Below are 21,787 nucleotides of genomic sequence, written 5' to 3' on the forward strand. Positions count from 1 at the left end.
TTCAACCGGATGCCGGACGCCGTGGCGTGGCAGGCGGCCGAAACGCCGCCCGCTCGTTACCGTTGACACGTGCCCCTCGACGAACGCAGCCGCGCCCTCCTGGACTTCGAGTCCCGGTGGACGGGGCACACCGCGCGCAAGGAGGAGGCCGTGCGCTCCGAGCTGTCCCTCACGCCCGCGCGCTACTACCAGGTGCTGGGGCGGCTGATCGAGACCGCCGACGCCCTCGCGTACGACCCCGTGCTGGTGCACCGGCTGCGCCGCGTGCGGGACTCCCGCCGGCGCGGACGCGCGGCCGGCGTCGGGAACCGGTCGGGCGCAGCGCTCTCCGGAACAGCCGGACTCCCAGGCGCTGCCGGGTAGCATTCTCTGGTGCCCGCTTCCCCCCAGCCGAACGATCGCTTCGACGACGTTCCCTCGCGTGGCGGACGCGTCGGCGCGCACCGCGCGGAGAACCCGCGTCTGCGCGCGGGCGTCGTCGTGCTCTGGGCGGCCGTGGCGACGGTCGTCCTCGTCGGCGTCGGCGTCTTCGGCACGCTCGTCGCGACCGGGCGGATCGACTTCGACCAGGCGTCGACGTCGGCGTCGCCCACCGGGCAGCCGTCGACGGCGCCCCCCGCTCCGGAGGAGTCGGTCGTCGACACGGCGTACTACGTGATGGTCCTCAACGCGACCGACACCGACGGACTGGCGGGCGACCTGCGTGAGCAGATCATCGCGGCGGGGTGGGCGGAGGACATGGTCGAGGCGAGCTATGCGAGCGCGACCGACTTCGAGACCACGACCGTCTTCTACCCCTATGAGGAGGCGGCTCCGGCCGCCCGCGGGCTCGCCGAGGTGATCGGCGGCGCCGAGGTCGTGCTCAGCGACGCGTACCAGCCCCTCGACGACGAGGCGACGGCCGAGCTCGACGAGAGCCTGCAGCGGCAGCTGGTCGTCGTGATCGGTCTCGATCGCGCCGAGCCCGCCGTGTGACGAGACTCGTCCCTCCCGCGGCTTGCACTCGGCATGGTCGAGTGCCAGAATGATTTAGCACTCGCTTCATCTGAGTGCTAAATCTCACCTACGTCCGGGAGGGACGACACACTTATGGCAAAGATCATCGCTTTCGACGAGGAGGCCCGTCGCGGCCTTGAGCGTGGCCTGAACACCCTGGCCGACGCCGTCAAGGTGACCCTGGGCCCGCGCGGTCGCAACGTCGTGCTCGAGAAGAAGTGGGGCGCTCCCACCATCACGAACGACGGTGTGTCGATCGCCAAGGAGATCGAGCTCGACGACCCGTACGAGAAGATCGGCGCCGAGCTCGTCAAGGAGGTCGCCAAGAAGACCGACGACGTCGCCGGCGACGGCACGACCACCGCGACCGTTCTCGCCCAGGCGCTCGTGCGCGAGGGCCTGCGCAACGTCGCGGCCGGTGCGGACCCCATCTCGCTCAAGCGCGGCATCGAGAAGGCCGTCGCGGCCATCACCGACGAGCTGCTGGCCTCGGCCAAGGAGATCGAGACGAAGGATGAGATCGCCGCGACCGCGTCGATCTCGGCGGCCGACACGTCGATCGGCGAGCTGATCGCCGAGGCGATCGACAAGGTCGGCAAGGAGGGCGTCGTCACGGTCGAGGAGTCGAACACGTTCGGCACCGAGCTCGAGCTGACCGAGGGCATGCGCTTCGACAAGGGCTACATCAACCCCTACTTCGTCACCGACCCCGAGCGTCAGGAGACGGTCTTCGAAGACCCGTACATCCTCATCGCGAACCAGAAGATCTCGAACATCAAGGACCTGCTCCCGATCGTCGACAAGGTGATCCAGGAGGGCAAGGAGCTCCTGATCATCGCGGAGGACGTCGAGGGCGAGGCTCTCGCAACGCTCGTGCTCAACAAGATCCGCGGCATCTTCAAGTCGGCCGCCGTCAAGGCTCCCGGCTTCGGCGACCGCCGCAAGGCCCAGCTGCAGGACATCGCGATCCTCACGGGCGGCCAGGTCATCACCGAAGAGGTGGGCCTCAAGCTCGAGAACGCGACCGTCGACCTGCTCGGCCGCGCTCGCAAGGTCATCATCACCAAGGACGAGACGACCATCGTCGAGGGTGCCGGCGACCACGCGCAGATCGAGGGCCGCGTGACCCAGATCCGTCGCGAGATCGAGAACACCGACAGCGACTACGACCGCGAGAAGCTGCAGGAGCGCCTCGCCAAGCTCGCCGGCGGCGTTGCCGTCATCAAGGCGGGCGCGGCCACCGAGGTCGAGCTCAAGGAGCGCAAGCACCGCATCGAGGACGCCGTGCGCAACGCGAAGGCGGCCGTCGAGGAGGGCATCGTCCCCGGCGGTGGCGTCGCGCTCATCCAGGCCGGCAAGAAGGCGCTCGAGAGCCTGGAGCTCGCGGGCGACGAGGCGACCGGTGCCAACATCGTGCGCGTCGCGATCGAGGCTCCGCTGAAGCAGATCGCCCTCAACGCGGGCCTCGAGCCCGGCGTCGTCGCCAACAAGGTCTCGGAGCTGCCGACCGGCCACGGCCTCAACGCCGCGACCGGCGAGTACGGTGACCTGTTCGCGCAGGGCATCATCGACCCCGCCAAGGTGACCCGCTCGGCGCTGCAGAACGCCGCGTCGATCGCCGGCCTCTTCCTCACGACCGAGGCCGTCGTCGCCGAAAAGCCCGAGAAGGCGGCCGCTCCCGCGGGCGACCCCACGGGCGGCATGGACTTCTGATACGAGGCGGATCAATGCGGCCAAGCCGCGTTGACGCGACGTCGTATCACGGTTGAGGAGCCGCCAAAAGCGGCGTATCGAGACCCGACGTCCCACAGGAAGGCCCCGGGCAGTCACAGACTGCCCGGGGCCTTCCTCGTTCGTTCGCGGCCACGCAGGTTGTTCGTGGTCATGCGGGTTGTTCGTGGTCACGCAGGGGTCACGACGCGCAGTCCGCAGGCCGCGGCCGCCGCGGCCTGCCGTTCGTCGTAGGTGACGAAGGCGTCCGAGTCCTCACGGAGCGCCACCGCGATGTGAATCGCGTCGAGCGAGCGCAACGCGCGGCCCGGCAGCAGCCCCGCCTCGGAGAACACGCTCCGTTCGACATCCACGATCTCCAGCTGATCCAGCAGTCGCGTGACGCGCGCCTGCGAGAGGCCGGTCCGCAGAGCAGCGCTCCTCACCTCGGTCTCTGCGAGCGATGAGGTGCCCGCAGGTCGGGCCGCCGCGTCATCGAGGAACGCCTGCAGCGCGGCCGTCTCGGGCTCCTTCCTCAGCAGCTTCACCATCGCCGAGGAGTCCAGGTAGATCATCCCCTCTCCTCCCGCACGTCGTCCCAGTGCTCCTGCGTGATCGGGAGCTCGCCCTCGTCTGCGGGAGGGACCTCGAACTGCGTCCACGGGATGCGGGTGCGGGCGGGCCGTCGCGTCAGTGCCGGCCGTGTCTGCGGCGGCACGAGCGTCGCGACGATCTCACCGTGGTTGGTGATGTGGATCGTCTCGCCGCTGCGCACCTCCTCCAGGATCCTGCTCGAGTCGTTGCGCAGCTCTCGGTGCGGGATGGTGCGGACCACGATGGCTCCTCTCGTCGAAGGTGTAGCAATCGTAGCAATCGCGATGTCGGTCATGGCTCCGGCTATCGGAACATGCCGGCGGCGGCGAGCTCGGTCTGGGCGTACTGCTGGCCGGCCGCGGTGAGCGCCAGGTTGATGTCGGCGAGGGCGGCGTCGAGGTCGCGCTGTGCGGCACGCCATCGCTCGACGACCGACTGGAAGGCGACCGACGCGCCGCCGGTCCACGAGCTCTGCAGCTGGGTGAGCTGGCCGAGCATGGTCGCGGTGTCGGCCTGCAGGCGGTCGGACGTCGCGCGCACGGCGCTCGTGGCGGCGAGGACGGCATCGCTGTCGACGGAGTAGACGGGCATGGGAGGCTCCTTTCGAGATGGATGCCCGCCACGCTAGGGGCACGGGGACGGCCCGAGAGCCGTGATCGAGCCGATCGGTGGACAGCTCGCCGGGAGTCCGCGCTGGGGACGAGGAGGCGTCACTCGGACAGATCGAGCATGCGGGGGATCGGCTGCGTCTCGATGAGCAGGTGCTCGGAGGCGTGGCGCGTCTGCGCGAGCGGGAACGACGCGCGGAAGGTGGCGCCCCCGCCGGGGGTCTCCGTGACGTCGATCGTGCCGTGCAGGGCGTCGACGATCGCCGCGACGATCGACAGCCCGAGCCCCGAGCCGCCCGTCTCCCGGGTGCGTGAGGTGTCGGCGCGCCAGAAGCGCTGGAAGATCTTGTCGCGGATCTGGGCGGGGATGCCCTCGCCGTGATCGGCGATCGCGATCCAGCCCATGCCGCTGCGCACGTCGACGCCGACCGCGATCTCGATGGGCGAGTCGTCGGGCGTGTACCGGCGGGCGTTGGCCAGAAGGTTGGTCACGACCTGCCGGATGCGGTTCTCGTCGCCGAGCACGATGGGCTCGGGGGCGGTGGGGACGACGGGTGTGACCGGCGGCTCGTCGGGGGTCGCAGGGGTGGCCTTCTCGTCGCGCGGCCGCCGGCGCAGCAGCTTGCTCGCTCCCGCGCGTGCGGCGGCCGTCCGCCGCCGCGCCGTCGCCGTCGCCTCCGTCGTGGTGATCTCGGCCGTGCGCGGCGTCTCGGCCGGGCGGCCCGCGTCGATGGCGGTGATGCGGCGCGAGGGCGCCGTGACCCGCGTGTCGAGCACGGCGTCCTGGGCGACGAGCCGCAGGTCGACGGGGGTGAAGACGAAGTCCCGGCGCTCGTCGAGGCGCGCGAGGGCGAGGAGGTCCTCCACGAGCATGCCCATGCGGATCGCCTCCTTCTCGATGCGATCCATCGCCTGCGCGGTCTGGTCGGCATCCGAGATCGCGCCCATCCGGTAGAGCTCGGCGTAGCCGCGCACCGTCACGAGTGGCGTGCGCAGCTCATGACTCGCATCGCCGATGAACCGGCGCATCTGCTGCACCGACGCGTCGCGCTGGGCGATGGCGCGGTCGACGCGGTCGAGCATGGCGTTGATGGCGATCTTGAGCCGTCCCACCTCCGTCGTCGGCGCGATGTCGGTCATGCGCTGGCCGAAGTCGCCCGCGGCGATCGACATCGCCGTCTGCTCGACCTGGCCGAGCCCGCGGAACGTGAGGGTCACCACGAGCCGGGTGAGCAGGGCGCCGAGCACGATCGTCAGCAGCGAGAAGACCGAGTAGATGCTGATGTAGTTGGCGACGATCTGGTTCACCGCCGTCAGCGGCAGGGCGATCATCTGCGTGTGGCTGTCGCGCACGCCGGGGAGCACGGCGACGTCGACCGCCGCGTGGAACATCGTGTTCCCCGACGTCGCGGGCAGCGGGAACGGCGTCGTGCCGGTCGCGAAGGTCTCCTTGAGCGTGAAGGTCTCGGGGAACTCGGGCGGCGTCGCGCCGGGCGGTCCTCCCGCGGTCGCGAGCAGGGTGCCGTCGGGCCCGTAGACCGCGACGAAGTACTGCGTCTGCGGCATCGCGGCCGCCGGGCCGAACGCGGGGATGCCGTCGTCGATCGTGACGTCCATGATGGGGCTGACCACGTCGGTCACGACGAGCTGGTTCAGGTACTGGTCGACGGCGGCGAGCTGCGCGTTGCGCAGGAAGAACATCGTCCCCAGGCCCACCGCGACGAGCCCGATCGCGAGCACCGCCACGGTGACGCCCGTCACCTTGGCGCGAAGGCTCACGCTGCGCCACCATCGGGTGACGCCGTCGTACGGGTGCGTGCGGGTGCTCAGAGCGGTGTTCCGGTGGGGCTAGGCGGACTTGCCGGCCTTGAGCATGTAGCCGAAGCCGCGCTTGGTCTGGATGAGCGGCTCGGACGAGTGCGGGTCGATCTTGCGGCGCAGGTACGAGATGTAGCTCTCGACGATGCCCGCGTCGCCGTTGAAGTCGTACTCCCACACGTGGTCGAGGATCTGGGCCTTGCTCAGCACGCGGTTCGGATTGAGCATGAGGTAGCGCAGCAGCTTGAACTCGGTGGGCGACAGGTCGATCGCGGTGTCGCCGACGAGCACCTCGTGGGTGTCCTGGTCCATCGTCAGCTCGCCGGCCTTGATGATCTGCTCCTCGTCGACCTGCATCGTGCGGCGGAGGATCGCCTGGATGCGGGCGACGATCTCGTCGAGGGAGAAGGGCTTCGTGACGTAGTCGTCACCGCCCGCGTTGAGGCCCTCGATCTTGTCCTCGGTGTCGTCCTTCGCGGTGAGGAAGAGGATGGGCGCCGTGTAGCCGGCGCCGCGCAGGCGCTTCGTGACGCTGAACCCGTTCATGTCGGGCAGCATGACGTCGAGGATGATGAGGTCGGGCTCCTCTTCGAGCACCGCGGAGATGGTCTGGGCGCCGTTCACGACGGCGCGCACCTGGAAGCCCGCGAAGCGGAGCGAGGTGACGAGGAGATCGCGGATGTTCGGTTCATCGTCGACGACGAGGATGCGAGGAGCGCTCATAGGCCCATCTTGGCATCGGAACCCATCGTTTCGCTGGATATCTCAGGCGGCGTCGAGGCGGTCGGCATCCTTGATCGTGTATGAGTAGCCCTGCTCGGCGAGGAAGCGCTGGCGGTTCTGCGCGAAGTCCTGATCGACGGTGTCGCGGGCGATGAGCGTGTAGAACGTCGCCGTGTGGCCGCTCGTCTTGGGGCGCAGCAGCCGGCCGAGGCGCTGCGCCTCCTCCTGCCGCGAGCCGAACGATCCCGACACCTGGATCGCGACGGACGCCTCGGGCAGGTCCACCGAGAAGTTGGCGACCTTCGAGACGACGAGCACCGAGACGCTGCCCTCGCGGAAGGCCTGGAACAGCTCCTCGCGCTCGTCGACGGGTGTCGCCCCCGTGATCTGCGGCACGTCGAGCGCCTGCGCGAGCGCGTCGATCTGATCGAGGTACTGGCCGATCACGAGGATCTGCTCGCCCGCGTGCCGCGCGACGAGCTGCCGCACGATGTCGATCTTCGCCGGCGCCGTCGCCGCCAGCCGGTAGCGCTCGTCGTCGGCGGATGCCGCGTACTCGAGCCGGTCGGACGCCGGAAGGTCGACGCGCACCTCGAAGCACTCGGCGGGGGAGATGAAGCCCTGCGCCTCGATCTGCTTCCACGGCGCGTCGAAGCGCTTGGGGCCGATGAGGCTGAAGACGTCGCCCTCGCGCCCGTCCTCGCGCACGAGCGTGGCCGTGAGGCCCAGCCGGCGCCGGGCCTGCAGATCGGCGGTGAGCTTGAACACCGGCGCCGGCAGCAGGTGCACCTCGTCGTAGAGGATGAGCCCCCAGTCCAGGGCGTCGAGCAGCGCGAGGTGCGCGTAGGCGCCCTTCCGGCGCGCCGTGAGGATCTGGTAGGTCGCGATGGTGACCGGCTTGACCTCCTTGACCTGACCCGAGTACTCGCCGATCTCCTCGGGGGTCAGGCTCGTGCGCGCGAGCAGCTCGTCGCGCCACTGCCGGGCGCTCACGGTGTTGGTCACGAGGATCAGGGTCGTCGTCTTCGTCGCGGCCATCGCGGCGGCGCCGACGAGCGTCTTGCCCGCACCGCACGGCAGCACGACGACGCCCGAGCCGCCCGCGCTGAACGCCTCGACGGCCTCGCGCTGGTACGGCCGCAGCTCCCAGCCGTCCTCGTGCAGCTCGATCGGGTGCGGCGTGCCGGGCGTGTAGCCCGCGCGGTCCTCGGCGGGCCAGCCGATCTTCAGCAGCTCCTGCTTGATGTGCCCGCGCGCCCACGCGTCGATGACGTAGACGCCCGGCGCGGGGTTGCCGATCAGCAGCGGCTGGATGCGCTTGTTGCCGGCGACCTGTGCGAGCACGGCGGGATCCGAGCCGTGCAGCACGAGCGTTCCCTCGTCGTCGCGCTCGATCACGAGCCGTCCGTAGCGGTTCACCGTCTCGCGCAGGTCGATCGCGACCGACGGGGGGACGGGGAAGCGCGACCAGCGGTCGAGGGTCGCGAGCATGTCGTCGGCGTCGTGTCCGGCGGCGCGCGCGTTCCACAGGCCCAGCCGTGTGATGCGGTAGGTGTGGATGTGCTCGGGAGCGCGTTCCAGCTCGGCGAAGATCGCCAGCTCGTGACGCGCGGTCTCGGCGTCGGGATGCGCGACTTCGAGCAGCACGGTGCGGTCGCTCTGCACGATGAGGGGGCCGTCAGACATAGCTTTCTAGTCTACCCGCGACATCCTGAGGGGGCGCCGCGCCGGTGCCGATGCGGCGCCGGGTCAGGCCGGCCGCACGCTGACGATGCTCGACACGGGCAGCGTGCGCTCGACGTCGGCGCCTCGGTCGAGACCGCGCAGACGCCCGCCGCCGACACCCGTGAGCTCCAGGTTCAGGGTGTGCTCGGTGCCGTCGGGCAGGCGCACGACGACCGTGACCGCGGCCCTCTCGCGCACGGCCTGCTCCAGCTCCCGTCCGAGCCAGGCCGCGTCGGTTCCCGCGCCGTGCCCCGCGCGCAGGCGCGCGATCAGGGGCGCATAGCCGTCGACGGACGCGGCGGACGACGCCGGCTCGTCCGCCGGGGCGGCGTGCGGTGCGGGCGCGGCGTGGCCGAGCGCGGCGACGACCGGATAGCGGGCATCGCCGATGAGCCGGAACGCGATCTCCGGGCTCGAGCGCGTGACGAGGCCGTCGCCGTCGCGGACGAGGCCGAGCGGGCGCAGCGCCTGGTCGATCTCGATCGCGTCGAGCAGGTCGGGCAGGCCCGAGACCCGCGTGCCGCCGTCGGCGCGCGACGAGACCCGCACGCCGCCGTGCCGTGCGGCGCACCGCTCGATCTCGTAGGCGAGCGGCTGCGGCACGCCGGTGAGCGAGATCTCGCTCAGGAACGCGTGCAGCGACGCCGCGCTCTCGCCGGCGTCGAGCGCGGCCGCGATCGTCTCCGCCGTGAAGCGGAAGGTCGACGCCTGCGCGCGCGACTCCCGCCGCGCCGCGCGGCGCAGCCGCCGGTCGATGCGCGGCACGAGGGGCCCCGGGGCGATGGCCGTCAGGTCGTTCTGGAGGAACACGCGGTCGACCTCGGGGGGCAGCAGCTGGCGCAGCGACCCCTCGTCGACGTCGCCCCCGTCGGCGAAGCCGCGTGCCCACGACGATGTGCGGCCGTGGGCGTCGGTGATCGCCCAGCGCGCGAACGACCTGCGCCAGCGCGCCGCCTGCTCGGGCCAGGCCGGGTCGTAGGGGTAGGCCGCGCGCCACCGCGACGGCTCGATCCAGCCGCCCGCGCTCGTGCGCAGCGCGGCGGGCAGGCCGGCGCGCAGGCGAGCGGCCACCGTGCGCCAGCGTTCGGCGGTGCCGAGGGCGAGCCAGTCGCGACCCGTGGGCGTCGTCACGAGCCGCCGGTCGTGGCCGGCCAGCAGGCCCGCCGTCTCGGCGACGGCGACCAGCTCGTCGGCGACGTCGGGCGTGCCGACGGCCCCGACCTCCACGAGGCGCCGCCGGTCGGCTGCGCCGAGCGCGCCCGACGCGATGCGGTGCAGCGCGAGGTCCTGGGCGGCCTGCAGCACGTCGGCGAGCGACGTGGTCGCCGTGAACGCGCGCTCCGCCGCGAAGGCGTCGGTCTCGGGCTCGGCGATCCCGTCGTCGGCATCCGCCGGCGGCGGCGCGGGTGCGGGCAGGGTCGACATGACCTCGGCGACGGCGCCGTAGACGCGCGAGGCGCCGTCGACGAGCGCGAGCCGCCGCAGGCGGTCGCCCGCGCCGGGGGAGAGCGTCGCGCCGTCCCTCGCGCGCGCGAGGTCGTCGGCCTCGACCGCGGAGAGACGCTGGAGGCCCCGCAGGATGCTGCCGGGCTCCAGCAGGAGCTCCGCGAGGTCATAGAGGTCGGCGAGCGAGGTCGCGGGTGCGACGGAGCGCGCCGTCAGCAGGGCGGCCAGATCGGCGTCGGACAGACTCGCCAGCCACGTCGCGAGGGTTCGGGTCGCAGAGACCGTCACAGACAGCCCGTCAGCGCCTCTTGCCGGGCTTCTTGTTGGCGCGTGACTTGCGCACGAACGTCATGATGAGCACGGCCATCAGCAGCAGGAAGGCGAGGATGGGGGCGACGTAGACGATCGTGCCCACGGTCACCCAGAACCGCTGGCTGAAGTCGGCACCGGCCTGCGTCCCGATGATGATCGCGACGAAGCAGACGATCGACAGCACGACCATTCCCAGCGACATGAACGCGAGGATGCGGTCGATGCGCCGTACGGGGATGTCGTTTCCGGCCGGTGAAGTGCTCATCGGGACAAGCCTACTGCGTGTCGCCGTGGCGTAGGCTTGTGGGCGGGGCTGAAGGGTCCCGATTTTGTTGCGCCCCGTGCGGGGCCCGTTCTGCGAGGTAATCACGATGCCCACCGGCAAGGTCAGGTTCTACGACGAGGAGAAGGGCTTCGGCTTCATCACGGGCGACGACGGCCAGGACGTCTTCCTGCACGCGACCGCCCTGCCGGCCGGAACCACGGGGCTCAAGCCGGGCACGCGCCTGGAGTTCGGCGTCGCCGACGGACGCAAGGGCCTGCAGGCGCTCGCCGTGCGCGTGCTCGACGCGCCCGTCAGCCTCGCCAAGCGCAACCGCAAGCCGGCCGACGACATGGCGGTCATCATCGAGGATCTCGTCAAGCTCCTCGACGGCATCGGCGGAGACCTGCGCCACGGACGCTATCCGAGCGGCAGCCACGCCAAGAAGGTGGCGGCGGTGCTGCGCCGCGTGGCCGATGACCTCGATGCCTGAGCCCGTGGACGAGCGCCTGCTGACCGCGCATGATCTCGCCCGTGCGGCGCTGCACGAGGTCACGCCCGCGACGACGATCGGCGACGCCGCGGGCTACACGCTCGAAGACGACGGCGTCGTCTCGCTGCGCTTCCACAACACGCTGCCGGGCTACCCGGGCTGGTTCTGGACGGTGAGCGTCGCGGTCGTCGAGGGCGCCGAGCCCACCGTGCTCGAGCTGGAGCTGCTGCCCGGCGACGATGCGCTGCTCGCGCCGGAGTGGGTGCCGTGGGCGACGCGTCTGGCGGAGTACCAGGCGGCCCAGGCGGCGCTCGCCGCCGCGCGCGCCGAGGCCGGCGACGAAGACGACGAGGAGGACGACGACGAGGAGCTCGAGGACGTCGACGATCTCGACGCCGCCGACTTCGACGAGGACGGCTCGCCCCTGCTGCACTCGGGCGACGTCGACGGCGTCGACATCGACGTCTTCGACGACGAGGACATCGACGACGAGGACGACGCCGACGACGACGAGGACGACGCCGACGACGAGGACGACGTCGACACGGTGGACATCGGCGACGAGGCCCGCTGACGACGAGGCGCCCGACGACGCCGCCGACGGCGGTCCTTGCGGTCGACGACGCGATGGGCGACGCTGAAGGGGTGCGTTCCCTCGGCGTCCTCCCGCCCGACGCGCCCGATCCCCGGGATGCGACGAGCGCCCGGCTGCGCACGCTCTCGTTTCCCGTGATGGGCCTGGCGCCCCAGCGCACGATCGAGGACGACGGGGCGATCGGGTTCACGGAGGGGAGCGGCGGCGACGGCGGCGTCTGGCATGTCGCGGTGAGCGTCGGCTATGCGCTGTGGCGCAACCCCGACGACAGAGACGATCCCGTCAACCTCGCCGATCTCGACGAGCGGACGCGCGCGTCCCTGGAGGAGGAGCCGCCGTGGCCGCGTCCCGCCTGGCTCGTCGAGGCGGCGCAGCGGATGCGCTATCGACGGCTCTGGGAGACGGTGCGCACGTCATGGCACCGCGACCGGGATGAGCGCACGACCCTGGAGCGCCAGCTCGTCGACCACGTGAACTACGTCCTCATGAACAGCTTCCGGGAGGAGCTGGGGCTGCAGCCCGGACCGCTCACGGATCGCGCATGGATGGTCTCGGAGACCTCCGTGCGCCGAGGGGTCACGCTCGTGGTCGACGGAGACGCGCACGATGCGTGCGAGATCGACACCGATCCGTTCGTGTACGCCATCGGCGCCCGGCTCAGCGACGAGCTCGTCGTCACGGTCGTCGTCCCCCGGGACGATCTGCACCACGTGCGCATCGCACTCGTGACGCGGGATCGTCCCGGGCGATGACGGCGAACGGCGTCAGCCTCGCAGGCCGGTAGGGCAGGTCTCGATGTGGCCGCCTGCGGCGGCCTGCTCAACCTTGATGCACTCCGCGTCAACGCTGCGCATCGACCCGGAGCGCATCGACCGTGTACTCGATGCACCTGACGAGCTGGCGCACGTCGTCGGGCTCGATGGCCACGAACGTCGCGATGCGCAGCTGGTTGCGGCCGAGCTTGCGGTAGGGCTCCGTGTCGACGATGCCGTTCGCGCGCAGGCTCTTCGCGACGGCCGCCGCGTCGATCGCGTCGTCGAAGTCGATCGTCACGACGACCGGCGAGCGGTCGGCGGGGTCGGCGACGAAGGGCGTCGCGTAGCCGACGCCCTCGGCCCATCCGTAGAGCACCGACGACGACTCGGCGGTGCGGGCGCCCGCCCACGCGAGGCCGCCCTGCCCGTTGATCCATTCGAGCTGCTTGTCGAGCAGGAACAGCGTCGTGACGGCCGGGGTGTTGAGCGTCTGGTTGAGCCGTGCGTTGTCGAGCGCGTTCTTCAGGCTGAGGAACTCGGGGATGTAGCGTCCCGAGGCCGCGATGCGCTCGATGCGCTCGATCGCGGCGGGGGAGACGGCCGCGAACCACAGGCCGCCGTCGGAGCCGAGGTTCTTCTGCGGCGCGAAGTAGTAGACGTCGCTCTCGGAGACCGAGAAGTTGATGCCGCCCGCGGCGCTCGTCGCGTCGATCACGGTGAGGGCGCCCTCGTCGCCGTGCACGCGGGTGACGTCGGCCGCGACGCCCGTAGAGGTCTCGTTGTGCGGCCAGGCGTAGACGTCGACGCCTTCCACGGCCTCGGCGACCGCGCGCGAGCCGGGCTCCGCCTTGCGCACGTCGGGGGCCTCCAGCCACGGCGCGGCCGCCGCCTTGGCGAACTTCCCGCCGAACTCGCCGAACACGAGGTTCTGGGCGCGCTTCTCGATCAGGCCGAAGGCCGCGGCATCCCAGAACGCGGTCGAGCCGCCGTTGCCCACGATGATCTCGTAGCCGTCGGGGAGCCGCAGCAGGTCGGAGAGGCCCGCGCGCACCTGGCCGACGAGGTTCTTGATCGGCGCCTGGCGGTGCGACGTGCCCAGCAGCACGGCGCCGGGGCCGGCGAGGGCCTCCAGCTGCTCGGAGCGCACCTTGGAGGGTCCGCAGCCGAAACGTCCGTCGGTGGGCAGGATCTCGCGGGGAAGGGTGACGTGGGACATGGTCCGATTCTAGGGGCGGGTTCGCTGCCGTCCCGTCGACGAACAGATAGGCTGGCCTTACACAACGATTCGATCCGCGGCAGGGCTGGAATGACCGATCTCATCGATACCACCGAGATGTATCTGCGCACGATCCTCGAGCTGGAGGAGGAGGGCATCGTTCCGCTGCGCGCGCGCATCTCCGAGCGCCTCGGCCACTCGGGGCCGACGGTGTCGCAGACGGTCGGGCGCATGGAGCGCGACGGCCTCGTCGTCGTGACGGAGGACCGCTCGCTCGAGCTGACCACGGCGGGGCGGCAGAAGGCGATCGACGTCATGCGCAAGCACCGTCTCGCCGAGCGCCTGCTCAGCGACGTGATCGGCCTCGACTGGGCGTACGTGCACGACGAGGCCTGCCGGTGGGAGCACGTGATGAGCGAGCTCGTCGAGCGCCGGCTCATCGAGCTGCTCGGCCACCCCACGGAGTCGCCCTACGGCAACCCGATCCCGGGCCTCGACCAGCTCGGCGACGTGCCCGCGCACACCTTCGAGGAGGGCGTCGTGGGACTCGTGCGGCTGCTCGACCACGTGGGCGACTCGGTGCGGGGGACCGTGCGGCGCCTCGCCGAGCCGGTGCAGGTCGACCCGGACCTCCTCGGGCAGCTCCGCGACGCGGGCGTCGTCCCGGGGGCCAGCGGCGAGTTCCGGTTCAGCGAGGGGTACGTGCTCGCGCAGATGGACGGACAGGTCGACGGCATCGAGCTGCCGGTCGAGGTCGCGGGGCACATCTTCTTGATCGACACACGCGATCGGGTCTGACGGAACTCCTGATCAGGAGCATTTCCCGGGTGCGCCCTGCTCTCAGTGTGACAATTTCGTTATCATCGGGTAGCCTCTAAGGACTCCAAGGCGAGAAGCCCGCCCTGGATTGCTGCGCGATATTGCCTCATCGGTTCGTCGTTCGCGTAGCGGCACCGAACCTCTGCCCGCAGAGTGACGACGAACCAGTACCGTCCTGGGCGGATGCGGAGGCGCCGGAGGACATATTGGCTGAACAGCTGGATCCGTCGAAGACACCCGAAGTCTTCACGACCGCACCCACGAACCTGACCCGTCGCACCGCCCCGACCCGCCGCAGCACTCAGCGGCGCCGGCCCCGGGCCCTGCGCAACGTCGTCACCCTCGCCGCCGTCACGGGCATGGTCGCGACGGTCGCGATCCCCCTCATCTCCGTCACGCGCGGCGCCGAAGCCGAGGCGCTGACGCTGCAGCAGGTCGCGATCCAGAACAAGCAGTCCCTCGTCGTCGCCTCCGACGAGACCCCCGAGGCGCTCGACCGCGGAACGTACTCCGCGACGACGCCCGAGGAGATCCAGGCGAAGAAGGACGAAGAGGCCGCTCAGGCGGCGCTGGCGGCCCGTCTCGCTGCGGCGGCGGCATCCGCGTCGTCCTCGTCCTCCTCGTCGTCGGGGTCGGGATACACGGCGCAGTCGTTCCCCACCTCGATCGCCTCCAGCGGCCAGGTCGTGCACCCGGTGCCGGGCTTCAGCAACTTCGGCGACCCCTACGGCGGGCACAAGGGCACCGACTTCATGGCCCCCTACGGCACGCCGATCTACGCGATGGCCGACGGCGTCGTCGTCACGTCGGTCGAGGGCGGCACGACGTGGGGCGTCTACATCAAGATCGCCCACAACATCGGCGGTCAGAGCGTGACCTCGCTCTACGCCCACATGGCCTACGGGTCGCGTGCGGTCTTCGAGGGCGAGACGGTCACGGCGGGTCAGTACATCGGCCAGGTGAGCGACACGGGTCTCGCCTTCGGCACGCACCTGCACCTGGAGATCGCGGTCGACGGCGTGCTCGTCTCGGGCAACGGCGGCGCGGCGGACTGGATCGCCGCGAACGCCCGCTGACGTCCGGCGTCATCTCCTCGTCACCATCTCGACACGCGGAATCCTCCGCCGATGGCTCTGGGCACGTTCGCCGTGTACTAGTGTGACCTGCGACACTCGCGTGAGCCGAGGGGGAGCAGATGGACAGGCAGCCCCGCATTCGATCCCTGGATGCGTTAGGTCGCCACGTCCACCGGCAATGTGTGCACCACCGTTGCGGCTTCGGCCGTCGCGCAGAGGCGCCGTCTTTTCGACGGCGCCTTTTCTCGTGTGCGCACCCCTCCCGGCGAGCGTGCGGTCATCGACGAACAACCGCTGAAGCCGTCACGGCCGTTCGAGAGGACACTCATGCGCACTCTGGTGCTCAACGCAGGATATGAACCGCTGGCCATCGTCTCGTTCCGCCGGGCGCTCGTGCTCGTGATGAACGAGAAGGCGACCGTCGTCGAATGCACGGAGGACGATCCGATACGGGGGACGCGCCGTTCGTACGACCGGCCCGCGGTGATCCTGCTCACCCGCTATGTGCGGATGCCGGGCGCGCGGCGCACGCCCGTGACGCGGCGCGGCGTGCTGCGTCGTGACGGGCATCGCTGCGCTTACTGCGGCAAGGTCGCCACGACGATCGACCATGTGCAGCCCCGCTCGCGCGGGGGAGGCGACTCATGGGAGAACCTCGTGGCGTGCTGCCTGCGCTGCAACAACGTCAAGGGCGATCGCACGCTCTCCGAACTGGGCTGGGAGCTGCGGATCGTGCCGCAGCCGCCGCGCGGCGCGCACTGGACCGTGCGCGGAGCGGAGCGGACCGACCCGGTGTGGGAGCCGTATCTGGCGACGGCGGCGTAGGCGGCGACGCCGGCGCGGCGCCGATGTCGGCGGTCGGGCGTATCTTCGAGACAGGGATTGAGAATCTAGAACATACGTTCTAGCCTGTCGGAGTGAGGTCGATCGTGCGCAACACGGCTGCCGCTCACGAGGTGCAACGGCTGCGGGCACAGCTCGAGAGGGTGCAGGGCCGCCGGCTCGACGCACCCGTGCAGCCGGCGCATCCGGTGCTGTCCGAGCTGCTGCCGGGGCGGGGGCTGCGCCCCGGCGCCGCGTACGCGGTCGGATCGTCCATGGCCCTGCTGTTCGCGCTGCTGGCCGAGCCCTCGCAGGCGGGCTCGTGGTGCGCGGCGATCGGCATGCCGCACCTGGGCGCCGAGGCGGCCGCGCACGCGGGGGTCGAGCTGTCGCGTCTCGTGCTGATCCCCGATCCCGGCGCACGGTGGCTCGCCGTGACGGCGACGGTCGCCGAGGTCGTCCCCGTCGTGGCGGTGCGTCCCGCGGCGCGTGCGAGCGCAGCCGAGGTCTCCCGGCTCACGGCCCGCCTGCGCGGCCGGGGCGCCGTGCTGCTCGTGCAGGGCGCATGGCCGCAGGCCGAGGCGACCATCGACCTCGCCGACGATCCCCGGTGGTCGGGGCTGGGCGCGGGGCACGGGCTGCTGAGCGCGCGTGCCGTGACGCTGACGGTCTCCAGCCGACGGTCCCCGGCGCCGCGTCGTGCGCGGCTGCTGCTGCCGGCGCCCGACGGCACGATCGCCCCGGCCGCGGAGCGGACGGCGGCGGTGCGGATGCCGGAGGAGCGCGTGACGGCGGCGCACGACGCCGTCGTGCCGATGGCGAGGGCGGTGTGACATGAGTCCGGCCCCCGTGCGCAGTCTCGTGGTGTGGGTGCCCGACTGGCCCGTCGTCGCCCTCGAGCGGGAGCGCGGCGAGCCCGCCGATCCGCAGGTCCCCGTCGCGGTGCTGGAGAAGGGCGCCGTCGTGGCCTGCTCGTCCGCCGCGAGGCTCGAGGGCGTGCGCCGGGGCCAGCGACGGCGCGACGCGCAGGCGCGCTGTCCCGGGCTCGTGACGGCGGCGGCCGATCCGGCACGCGATCAGCGCGTGTTCGCCCCCCTCATCGCACGCCTCGAGGAGCTCGCGCCGGGCGTGCAGCTGCGGCAGCCCGGTCTGTGCGCGCTGCGCGCGCGAGGACCGGCACGCTACTACGGCGGGGAGGCCGCCGCCGCGACCGTGCTGGCGGGGGCGATCGCGGATGCCGGCATCGGCGACGTGCGGGCGGGGGTGTCGGACGGGCCGTTCCCGGCGGAGCAGGCGGCGCGGTTCGGCACGACGGCCGGCGATCCGATCCGCATCGTCCCCGAGGGGGAGGCCGCGGCGTTCCTCGCGCCGCTGTCGGTCGCCGTGCTGGAGGACGAGACCGTGAGCCTGTTCGCCCGCCTGGGCGTGCAGACGCTGGGGCAGGTCGCGGCGCTCTCCCGCGACCGTCTCGTGGAGAGGTTCGGCGTGCGCGGGGCGCGCCTGCACGCCCTGGTCGCAGGCGACGACGGACAGCCGGTGACGCCGCGGAAGCCGCCGCCCGAGCTGCACCGCGAGGAGTGGTTCGAGCCGCCGCTTGACCTGGCCGAGCAGGTCGCGTTCGGCATGCGCATCGCGGCGGAGGAGTTCACGGGGCGCCTGGCGGCGGAGCGTCTCGTGTGCACCGAGGTGCGGGTGATCGTCACGGGTGCACGGGGCGAGCGCAGCGAACGCGTGTGGCTGCACCCCGGCATGTTCGACCCCGCGGCGATCGTCGACCGCGTGCGGTGGCAGCTCGCCGAGCAGGGCCTGCGCAGCCCGGTGGAGCGGGTGCGGCTCGAGCCCGAGGCTGTGGAGGCGGCATCCCATCATGCGCCCGTGCTGTTCGGGTCGGGCGGCGAGGAGCGGGTGCATCACGCGCTCTCCCGTGTGCAGGCGATGCTCGGCCACCGCGGCGTGCTGACGCCCGTGATCGGCGGCGGGCGATGGATGGCCGAGCGGCAGGTGCTCGTGCCCTGGGGCGACCGGCCCGCGGCCGTCGCCGATCGCTCCCAGCCGTGGCCGGGGAGCCTGCCCGACCCGCTGCCCGCGACGGTCTTCCCGCAGCCCCTGCCTGCGGCCGTCGTCGACGCCGACGGCGACATGGTGGCCGTCGACGCCCGCGGCGAGCCGACCTCCGCGCCCGTGGTGCTGGTGGAGGGCGGCACGGCCCGCCGCATCGAGCGGTGGGCGGGCCCGTGGCCGATCGTCGAGCGCACGTGGGACTCCGCCCGCGCCCGCCGTGCGCATCGCTTCCAGATCGTCGACGAGCGGCAGGAGGCCTGGCTGCTGGTGTGCGAGGACGCCGTGTGGCATGCCGAGGGGAGGTACGACTGATGGCCGGCTGGCACAACCCCGCGATCCCGTGGTCGGAGATGGAGCGGCTGCTCAGCGACCGCCGGCGCCCTGCGGGCGCGCCGTCGGATGCCGACGGCGGCGACAGTCCCGCATGGTCGCGGAAGCGCGGCGCCTACGTGGCACCGCCGATCGAGCGGCCCGACGACGCCGTCCCCTATGCCGAGCTGCACGCGCACTCGTCGTACTCGTTCCTCGACGGCGCCTCCTCGCCCGAGGAGCTGGCCGAGGAGGCGGAGCGGCTGGGGCTGCACGCGCTGGCCGTGACCGATCACGACGGGTTCTACGGCGTCGTGCGCTTCGCCGAGGCGGCCGAGTCGTTGCGGGTGAGGACCGTGTTCGGCGCCGAGCTGTCGCTGGGCCTGCCGGGCGTGCAGAACGGCGAGCCCGACCCGGCCGGCGCGCACCTGCTCGTGCTCGCCCGCGGCGAGGAGGGATACCACCGGCTCGCCGGGGCGATCACCGACGCACAGCTGCGCGGAGGCGAGAAGGGACGCCCCGTGTACGACCTCGACGAGCTGGCCGCGCGCGCCGAGGGCCACTGGGCGATCCTCACGGGATGCCGCAAGGGAGGGGTGCGGCGGGCACTGGCGTCATCCGGTGCGTCGGCCGCTGCCGAGCTCGACCGGCTCGTCGCGCTGTTCGGGCGGGATGCCGTGCACGTCGAGCTCATCGACCACGGCGGCCCCGCCGACACGCGCGACAACGACGTGCTGGCCGCTCTCGCGAGCGAGCGGGCGCTGCCGGTGATCGCGACCAACAACGTGCACTACGCCGTGCCCGAGCGGGCGGGTCTCGCGGCGGCCGTCGCCGCGGTGCGGGCGTGCCGCAGCATGGACGAGCTCGACGGCTGGCTGCCCGCGCACGGGTCGGCGCACCTGCGGTCGGGGGAGGAGATGGCGCGCCGCTTCCGCCGCTACCCGGGCGCCGTCGCGCGCACCGTCGCGCTCGCCGACGAGCTGGCCTTCCCCCTGCGCAGGGCGAAGCCCGCCCTGCCGAAGCAGGAGGTGCCGGAGGGGCACACGCCCATGTCGTACCTGCGGCAGCTCGTGTGGGAGGCGGTTCCGCGCAAGTATCCGCACGCGACCGCGGAGCATCACGCCCGCATCGAGAAGGAGCTCGACGTCATCGAGCGGAAGGACTTTCCGGGCTACTTCCTGATCGTGCACGACATCGTGCGAGAGGCGCGGGACCGCCGCATCCTGTGCCAGGGCCGCGGCTCGGCGGCCAGCAGCGTCGTCTGCTATCTGCTCGGCATCACCGCGATCGACGCGATCAAGTACCAGCTGCCGTTCGAGCGGTTCATCTCGTCGATCCGCGAGGAGGAGCCCGACATCGACGTCGACTTCGACTCGGGGCGGCGCGAGGAGATCATCCAGTACGTCTTCGACACCTACGGGCGCGCACGGGCCGCACAGGTCGCCAACGTCATCCAGTACCGGCCGAAGAACGCCGTGCGCGACATGGCCAAGGCGCTCGGCTACTCGCCCGGACAGCAGGACGCGTGGACCAAGCAGGTGGAGCGCTGGGGCGGGCTGATCGAGTCGCCCGCCGACCACGACATCCCCGAGCAGGTGTGGGCCTATGCGGGGGAGCTGCTGAAGGCGCCCCGGCACCTCGGCATCCACTCGGGAGGGATGGTGCTCACGGAGCGGCCCGTCGGCGAGGTCGTGCCGATCGAGCACGCCCGCATGGACAGGCGCACCGTCATCCAGTGGGACAAGGACGACGCGGCATGGATGGGGCTCGTGAAGTTCGACCTGCTGGGCCTCGGCATGCTCGCGGCGCTGCGGCACTGCTTCGACCTCGTGGCGGACGCTCTGGGCGAGCGGTGGGACCTCGACACGATCCCGAAGGAGGAGCCGGCCGTCTACGACATGCTGTGCCGGGCGGACGCCATCGGCGTGTTCCAGGTGGAGTCGCGCGCGCAGATGGGGCTGCTGCCGCGGCTGCGGCCGAGAGAGTACTACGACCTCGTCATCCAGGTCGCCCTGATCCGGCCGGGTCCCATCCAGGGCGGGGCGGTGCACCCGTTCGTGCGCCGCAAGGAGGACCCGCGCCTCGTGACCTATCCGCATGCCGATCTGGAGCCGGTGCTGCACCGCACGCTCGGCGTGCCGGTGTTCCAGGAGCAGATCATGCAGATCGGCGTGGTCATCGGCGATCTCACGGCGGAGGACGCGGATCTGCTGCGGCGGGCGATGGGATCCAAGCGCGGCATCGAGCGCATCGAGAAGATCGAGGAGAAGCTGTACCGGGGGATGGCGAAGCGGGGCATCGTCGGCGAGGCGGCCGACGACATCTACGCGAAGATCCAGGCCTTCGCGAACTTCGGCTTCGCCGAGTCGCACGCCCTGTCGTTCGCGCTGCTCGTCTATGCGTCGTCGTGGCTCAAGCTGCACTATCCGGCGGCGTTCCTGGCCGCTCTGCTGCGGGCGCAGCCGATGGGGTTCTACTCGGCGGCGTCGCTGGTCGCCGATGCGCGGCACCACGGCGTGCAGGTGCTGCGGCCCGACCTGCACGCCTCGGACGTGCACCCCGTGCTGGAGGCGCGGGGCGGCGCCGGCCACGGCACGGGCCTCGACGCGTGCCTGTGCCCCGATCAGCCGAAGCCCGGCGAGTTCCGTCCCGAAGCCCCCGACGAGTCGGCTGCGCACCGCCGGGACGGAGGCTTCGCGGTGCGACTGGGACTGGCGGCCGTGGCGGGCATCGGCGCGTCGCACGCGCAGCGGATCGTCGACGACCGGGAGGGGAACGGGCCGTTCCACGACCTGCGCGATCTCGTCCGTCGCACGGGCACCACGGAGGCCCAGCTCGAGGCGCTTGCGACCGCGGGAGCCTTCGACTGCCTCGGCATCGGCCGCCGCGAGGCGCTGTGGCTGGCCGGCGACGCCGCGCAGGACCGCCGCGAGTTCCTGCCGGGCACGCTCATCGCCGTGCAGCCGCCGCTGTTCCCCGACATGAGCGCCTACGACGTGCTGGCAGCCGACCTGTGGGCGACGGGCATCTCGACCGACGACCATCCGATGGCGCACTATCGTGCGCGGCTCGACGCGCGGGGCGTGCTCACCTCGCGCGAGCTGCGCACGCACGACACGGGCCGCCGGGTGGAGGTCGCGGGGCTCGTGACGCACCGGCAGCGGCCGCAGACGGCATCCGGCATCACGTTCCTGAACCTCGAGGACGAGCACGGCCTCGTCAACGTGATCTGCTCGGTGGGCGTCTGGGGCCGTCACCGGCGCATTCTGCGGAACAGCCCCGCGCTGATCGCGCGGGGCATGCTGGAGCGCTCGCCGGAAGGCGTCGCGAACCTCGTCGCGGACGGCTTCGAAGACCTGAGGGTGGGGGTGAGGCACCGTTCGCGCGACTTCCAGTGATCAGCGCCGACGCAGGAGCCGACGGCATCCCTCCTCCCGATAGACTCGG

The 21,787-nt window shown here is 71.6% G+C and carries 21 protein-coding genes; 12 read left to right on the top strand and 9 right to left on the bottom strand.

The genetic code is table 11. From position 1 onward, the window contains the following. The first annotated feature begins 69 nt into the window (after positions 1 to 69). From AOA12_RS06800 to groL, 3 genes are all read left to right on the top strand, one after another. Positions 70 to 363, top strand: a complete 294-nt coding sequence (locus AOA12_RS06800; RefSeq protein WP_054681381.1) for a DUF3263 domain-containing protein — start codon at positions 70 to 72, stop codon at positions 361 to 363. A gap of 9 nt (positions 364 to 372) precedes the next feature. Next, a complete protein-coding gene (locus tag AOA12_RS06805) occupies positions 373 to 975 on the top strand; it encodes a LytR C-terminal domain-containing protein (RefSeq protein WP_054681383.1) in 603 nt (200 codons plus the stop codon). 114 nt (positions 976 to 1,089) lie between these two features. Continuing rightward, complete coding sequence (groL, locus tag AOA12_RS06810; protein WP_054681386.1) at positions 1,090 to 2,709, top strand: chaperonin GroEL; 1,620 nt, start codon at positions 1,090 to 1,092, stop codon at positions 2,707 to 2,709. A gap of 188 nt (positions 2,710 to 2,897) precedes the next feature. Here the strand turns inward: groL and AOA12_RS06815 are convergent, their stop codons facing one another. From AOA12_RS06815 to AOA12_RS06850, 8 genes are all read right to left on the bottom strand, one after another. After that, entirely contained in the window at positions 2,898 to 3,281 is a 384-nt protein-coding gene (locus AOA12_RS06815) for a type II toxin-antitoxin system VapC family toxin (protein WP_054681388.1), read from the bottom strand. Then, complete coding sequence (locus AOA12_RS06820; RefSeq protein WP_054681390.1) at positions 3,278 to 3,541, bottom strand: type II toxin-antitoxin system Phd/YefM family antitoxin; 264 nt, start codon at positions 3,539 to 3,541, stop codon at positions 3,278 to 3,280. Before AOA12_RS06820 ends, AOA12_RS06815 begins: the two co-directional genes overlap by 4 nt. A 62-nt stretch (positions 3,542 to 3,603) precedes the next feature. Further along, entirely contained in the window at positions 3,604 to 3,891 is a 288-nt protein-coding gene (locus AOA12_RS06825; protein WP_054681392.1) for a WXG100 family type VII secretion target, read from the bottom strand. Positions 3,892 to 4,010: 119 nt separating this feature from the next. Next, on the bottom strand, positions 4,011 to 5,687 hold the full coding sequence (locus tag AOA12_RS06830; protein ID WP_442922274.1) for a sensor histidine kinase: 1,677 nt from the start codon (positions 5,685 to 5,687) through the stop codon (positions 4,011 to 4,013). 69 nt (positions 5,688 to 5,756) lie between these two features. Beyond that, on the bottom strand, positions 5,757 to 6,449 hold the full coding sequence (locus AOA12_RS06835; RefSeq protein WP_054681394.1) for a response regulator transcription factor: 693 nt from the start codon (positions 6,447 to 6,449) through the stop codon (positions 5,757 to 5,759). Positions 6,450 to 6,491: 42 nt separating this feature from the next. Continuing rightward, on the bottom strand, positions 6,492 to 8,135 hold the full coding sequence (locus AOA12_RS06840; protein ID WP_054681396.1) for a DNA repair helicase XPB: 1,644 nt from the start codon (positions 8,133 to 8,135) through the stop codon (positions 6,492 to 6,494). A 63-nt stretch (positions 8,136 to 8,198) separates the two neighbouring features. Beyond that, positions 8,199 to 9,908 (bottom strand): helicase-associated domain-containing protein, encoded by a 1,710-nt coding sequence (locus AOA12_RS06845; protein WP_054681398.1) that lies wholly within the window; start codon positions 9,906 to 9,908, stop codon positions 8,199 to 8,201. 10 nt (positions 9,909 to 9,918) lie between these two features. Further along, complete coding sequence (locus AOA12_RS06850) at positions 9,919 to 10,197, bottom strand: hypothetical protein (protein WP_054681400.1); 279 nt, start codon at positions 10,195 to 10,197, stop codon at positions 9,919 to 9,921. A 106-nt stretch (positions 10,198 to 10,303) separates the two neighbouring features. Here AOA12_RS06850 and AOA12_RS06855 point away from each other — a divergent pair, with 106 nt between their 5' ends. From AOA12_RS06855 to AOA12_RS06865, 3 genes are all read left to right on the top strand, one after another. Next, entirely contained in the window at positions 10,304 to 10,687 is a 384-nt protein-coding gene (locus AOA12_RS06855) for a cold-shock protein (protein ID WP_054681402.1), read from the top strand. Next, positions 10,680 to 11,261, top strand: a complete 582-nt coding sequence (locus AOA12_RS06860; RefSeq protein WP_335337369.1) for a DUF3027 domain-containing protein — start codon at positions 10,680 to 10,682, stop codon at positions 11,259 to 11,261. The genes AOA12_RS06855 and AOA12_RS06860 overlap by 8 nt, the downstream gene beginning before the upstream one ends. Positions 11,262 to 11,332: 71 nt before the next feature. Next, complete coding sequence (locus tag AOA12_RS06865; RefSeq protein WP_156366435.1) at positions 11,333 to 12,034, top strand: hypothetical protein; 702 nt, start codon at positions 11,333 to 11,335, stop codon at positions 12,032 to 12,034. A gap of 88 nt (positions 12,035 to 12,122) precedes the next feature. On the opposite strand, the gene serC is transcribed toward AOA12_RS06865, so the two are convergent. Then, the gene (gene serC / locus AOA12_RS06870) at positions 12,123 to 13,253 is read right to left on the bottom strand and encodes a phosphoserine transaminase (RefSeq protein ID WP_054681407.1); all 1,131 of its coding nucleotides are present in this window, start codon (positions 13,251 to 13,253) and stop codon (positions 12,123 to 12,125) included. Positions 13,254 to 13,343: 90 nt separating this feature from the next. Between serC and AOA12_RS06875 the strand changes: the two genes are divergently transcribed. From AOA12_RS06875 to AOA12_RS06900, 6 genes are all read left to right on the top strand, one after another. Beyond that, positions 13,344 to 14,051: a metal-dependent transcriptional regulator gene (locus AOA12_RS06875; protein ID WP_054681408.1), complete on the top strand. Its 708-nt coding sequence runs from the start codon at positions 13,344 to 13,346 to the stop codon at positions 14,049 to 14,051. A 227-nt stretch (positions 14,052 to 14,278) separates the two neighbouring features. Beyond that, complete coding sequence (locus AOA12_RS06880) at positions 14,279 to 15,148, top strand: M23 family metallopeptidase (RefSeq protein WP_054681410.1); 870 nt, start codon at positions 14,279 to 14,281, stop codon at positions 15,146 to 15,148. A gap of 327 nt (positions 15,149 to 15,475) precedes the next feature. After that, on the top strand, positions 15,476 to 15,973 hold the full coding sequence (locus tag AOA12_RS06885; protein WP_054681412.1) for an HNH endonuclease: 498 nt from the start codon (positions 15,476 to 15,478) through the stop codon (positions 15,971 to 15,973). Positions 15,974 to 16,065: 92 nt separating this feature from the next. Then, positions 16,066 to 16,803 carry a hypothetical protein gene (locus AOA12_RS06890; protein ID WP_231637194.1) on the top strand — a complete coding sequence of 246 codons (738 nt, stop codon included), beginning with the start codon at positions 16,066 to 16,068 and terminating at the stop codon, positions 16,801 to 16,803. 1 nt (position 16,804) lies between these two features. After that, entirely contained in the window at positions 16,805 to 18,343 is a 1,539-nt protein-coding gene (locus tag AOA12_RS06895) for a DNA polymerase Y family protein (RefSeq protein ID WP_054681414.1), read from the top strand. Then, the gene (locus tag AOA12_RS06900; RefSeq protein ID WP_054681415.1) at positions 18,343 to 21,738 is read left to right on the top strand and encodes an error-prone DNA polymerase; all 3,396 of its coding nucleotides are present in this window, start codon (positions 18,343 to 18,345) and stop codon (positions 21,736 to 21,738) included. Before AOA12_RS06895 ends, AOA12_RS06900 begins: the two co-directional genes overlap by 1 nt. The last annotated feature ends 49 nt before the right edge of the window (positions 21,739 to 21,787 follow it).

This window comes from Microbacterium sp. No. 7 (assembly GCF_001314225.1).
Classification (GTDB): Bacteria; Actinomycetota; Actinomycetes; order Actinomycetales; family Microbacteriaceae; genus Microbacterium.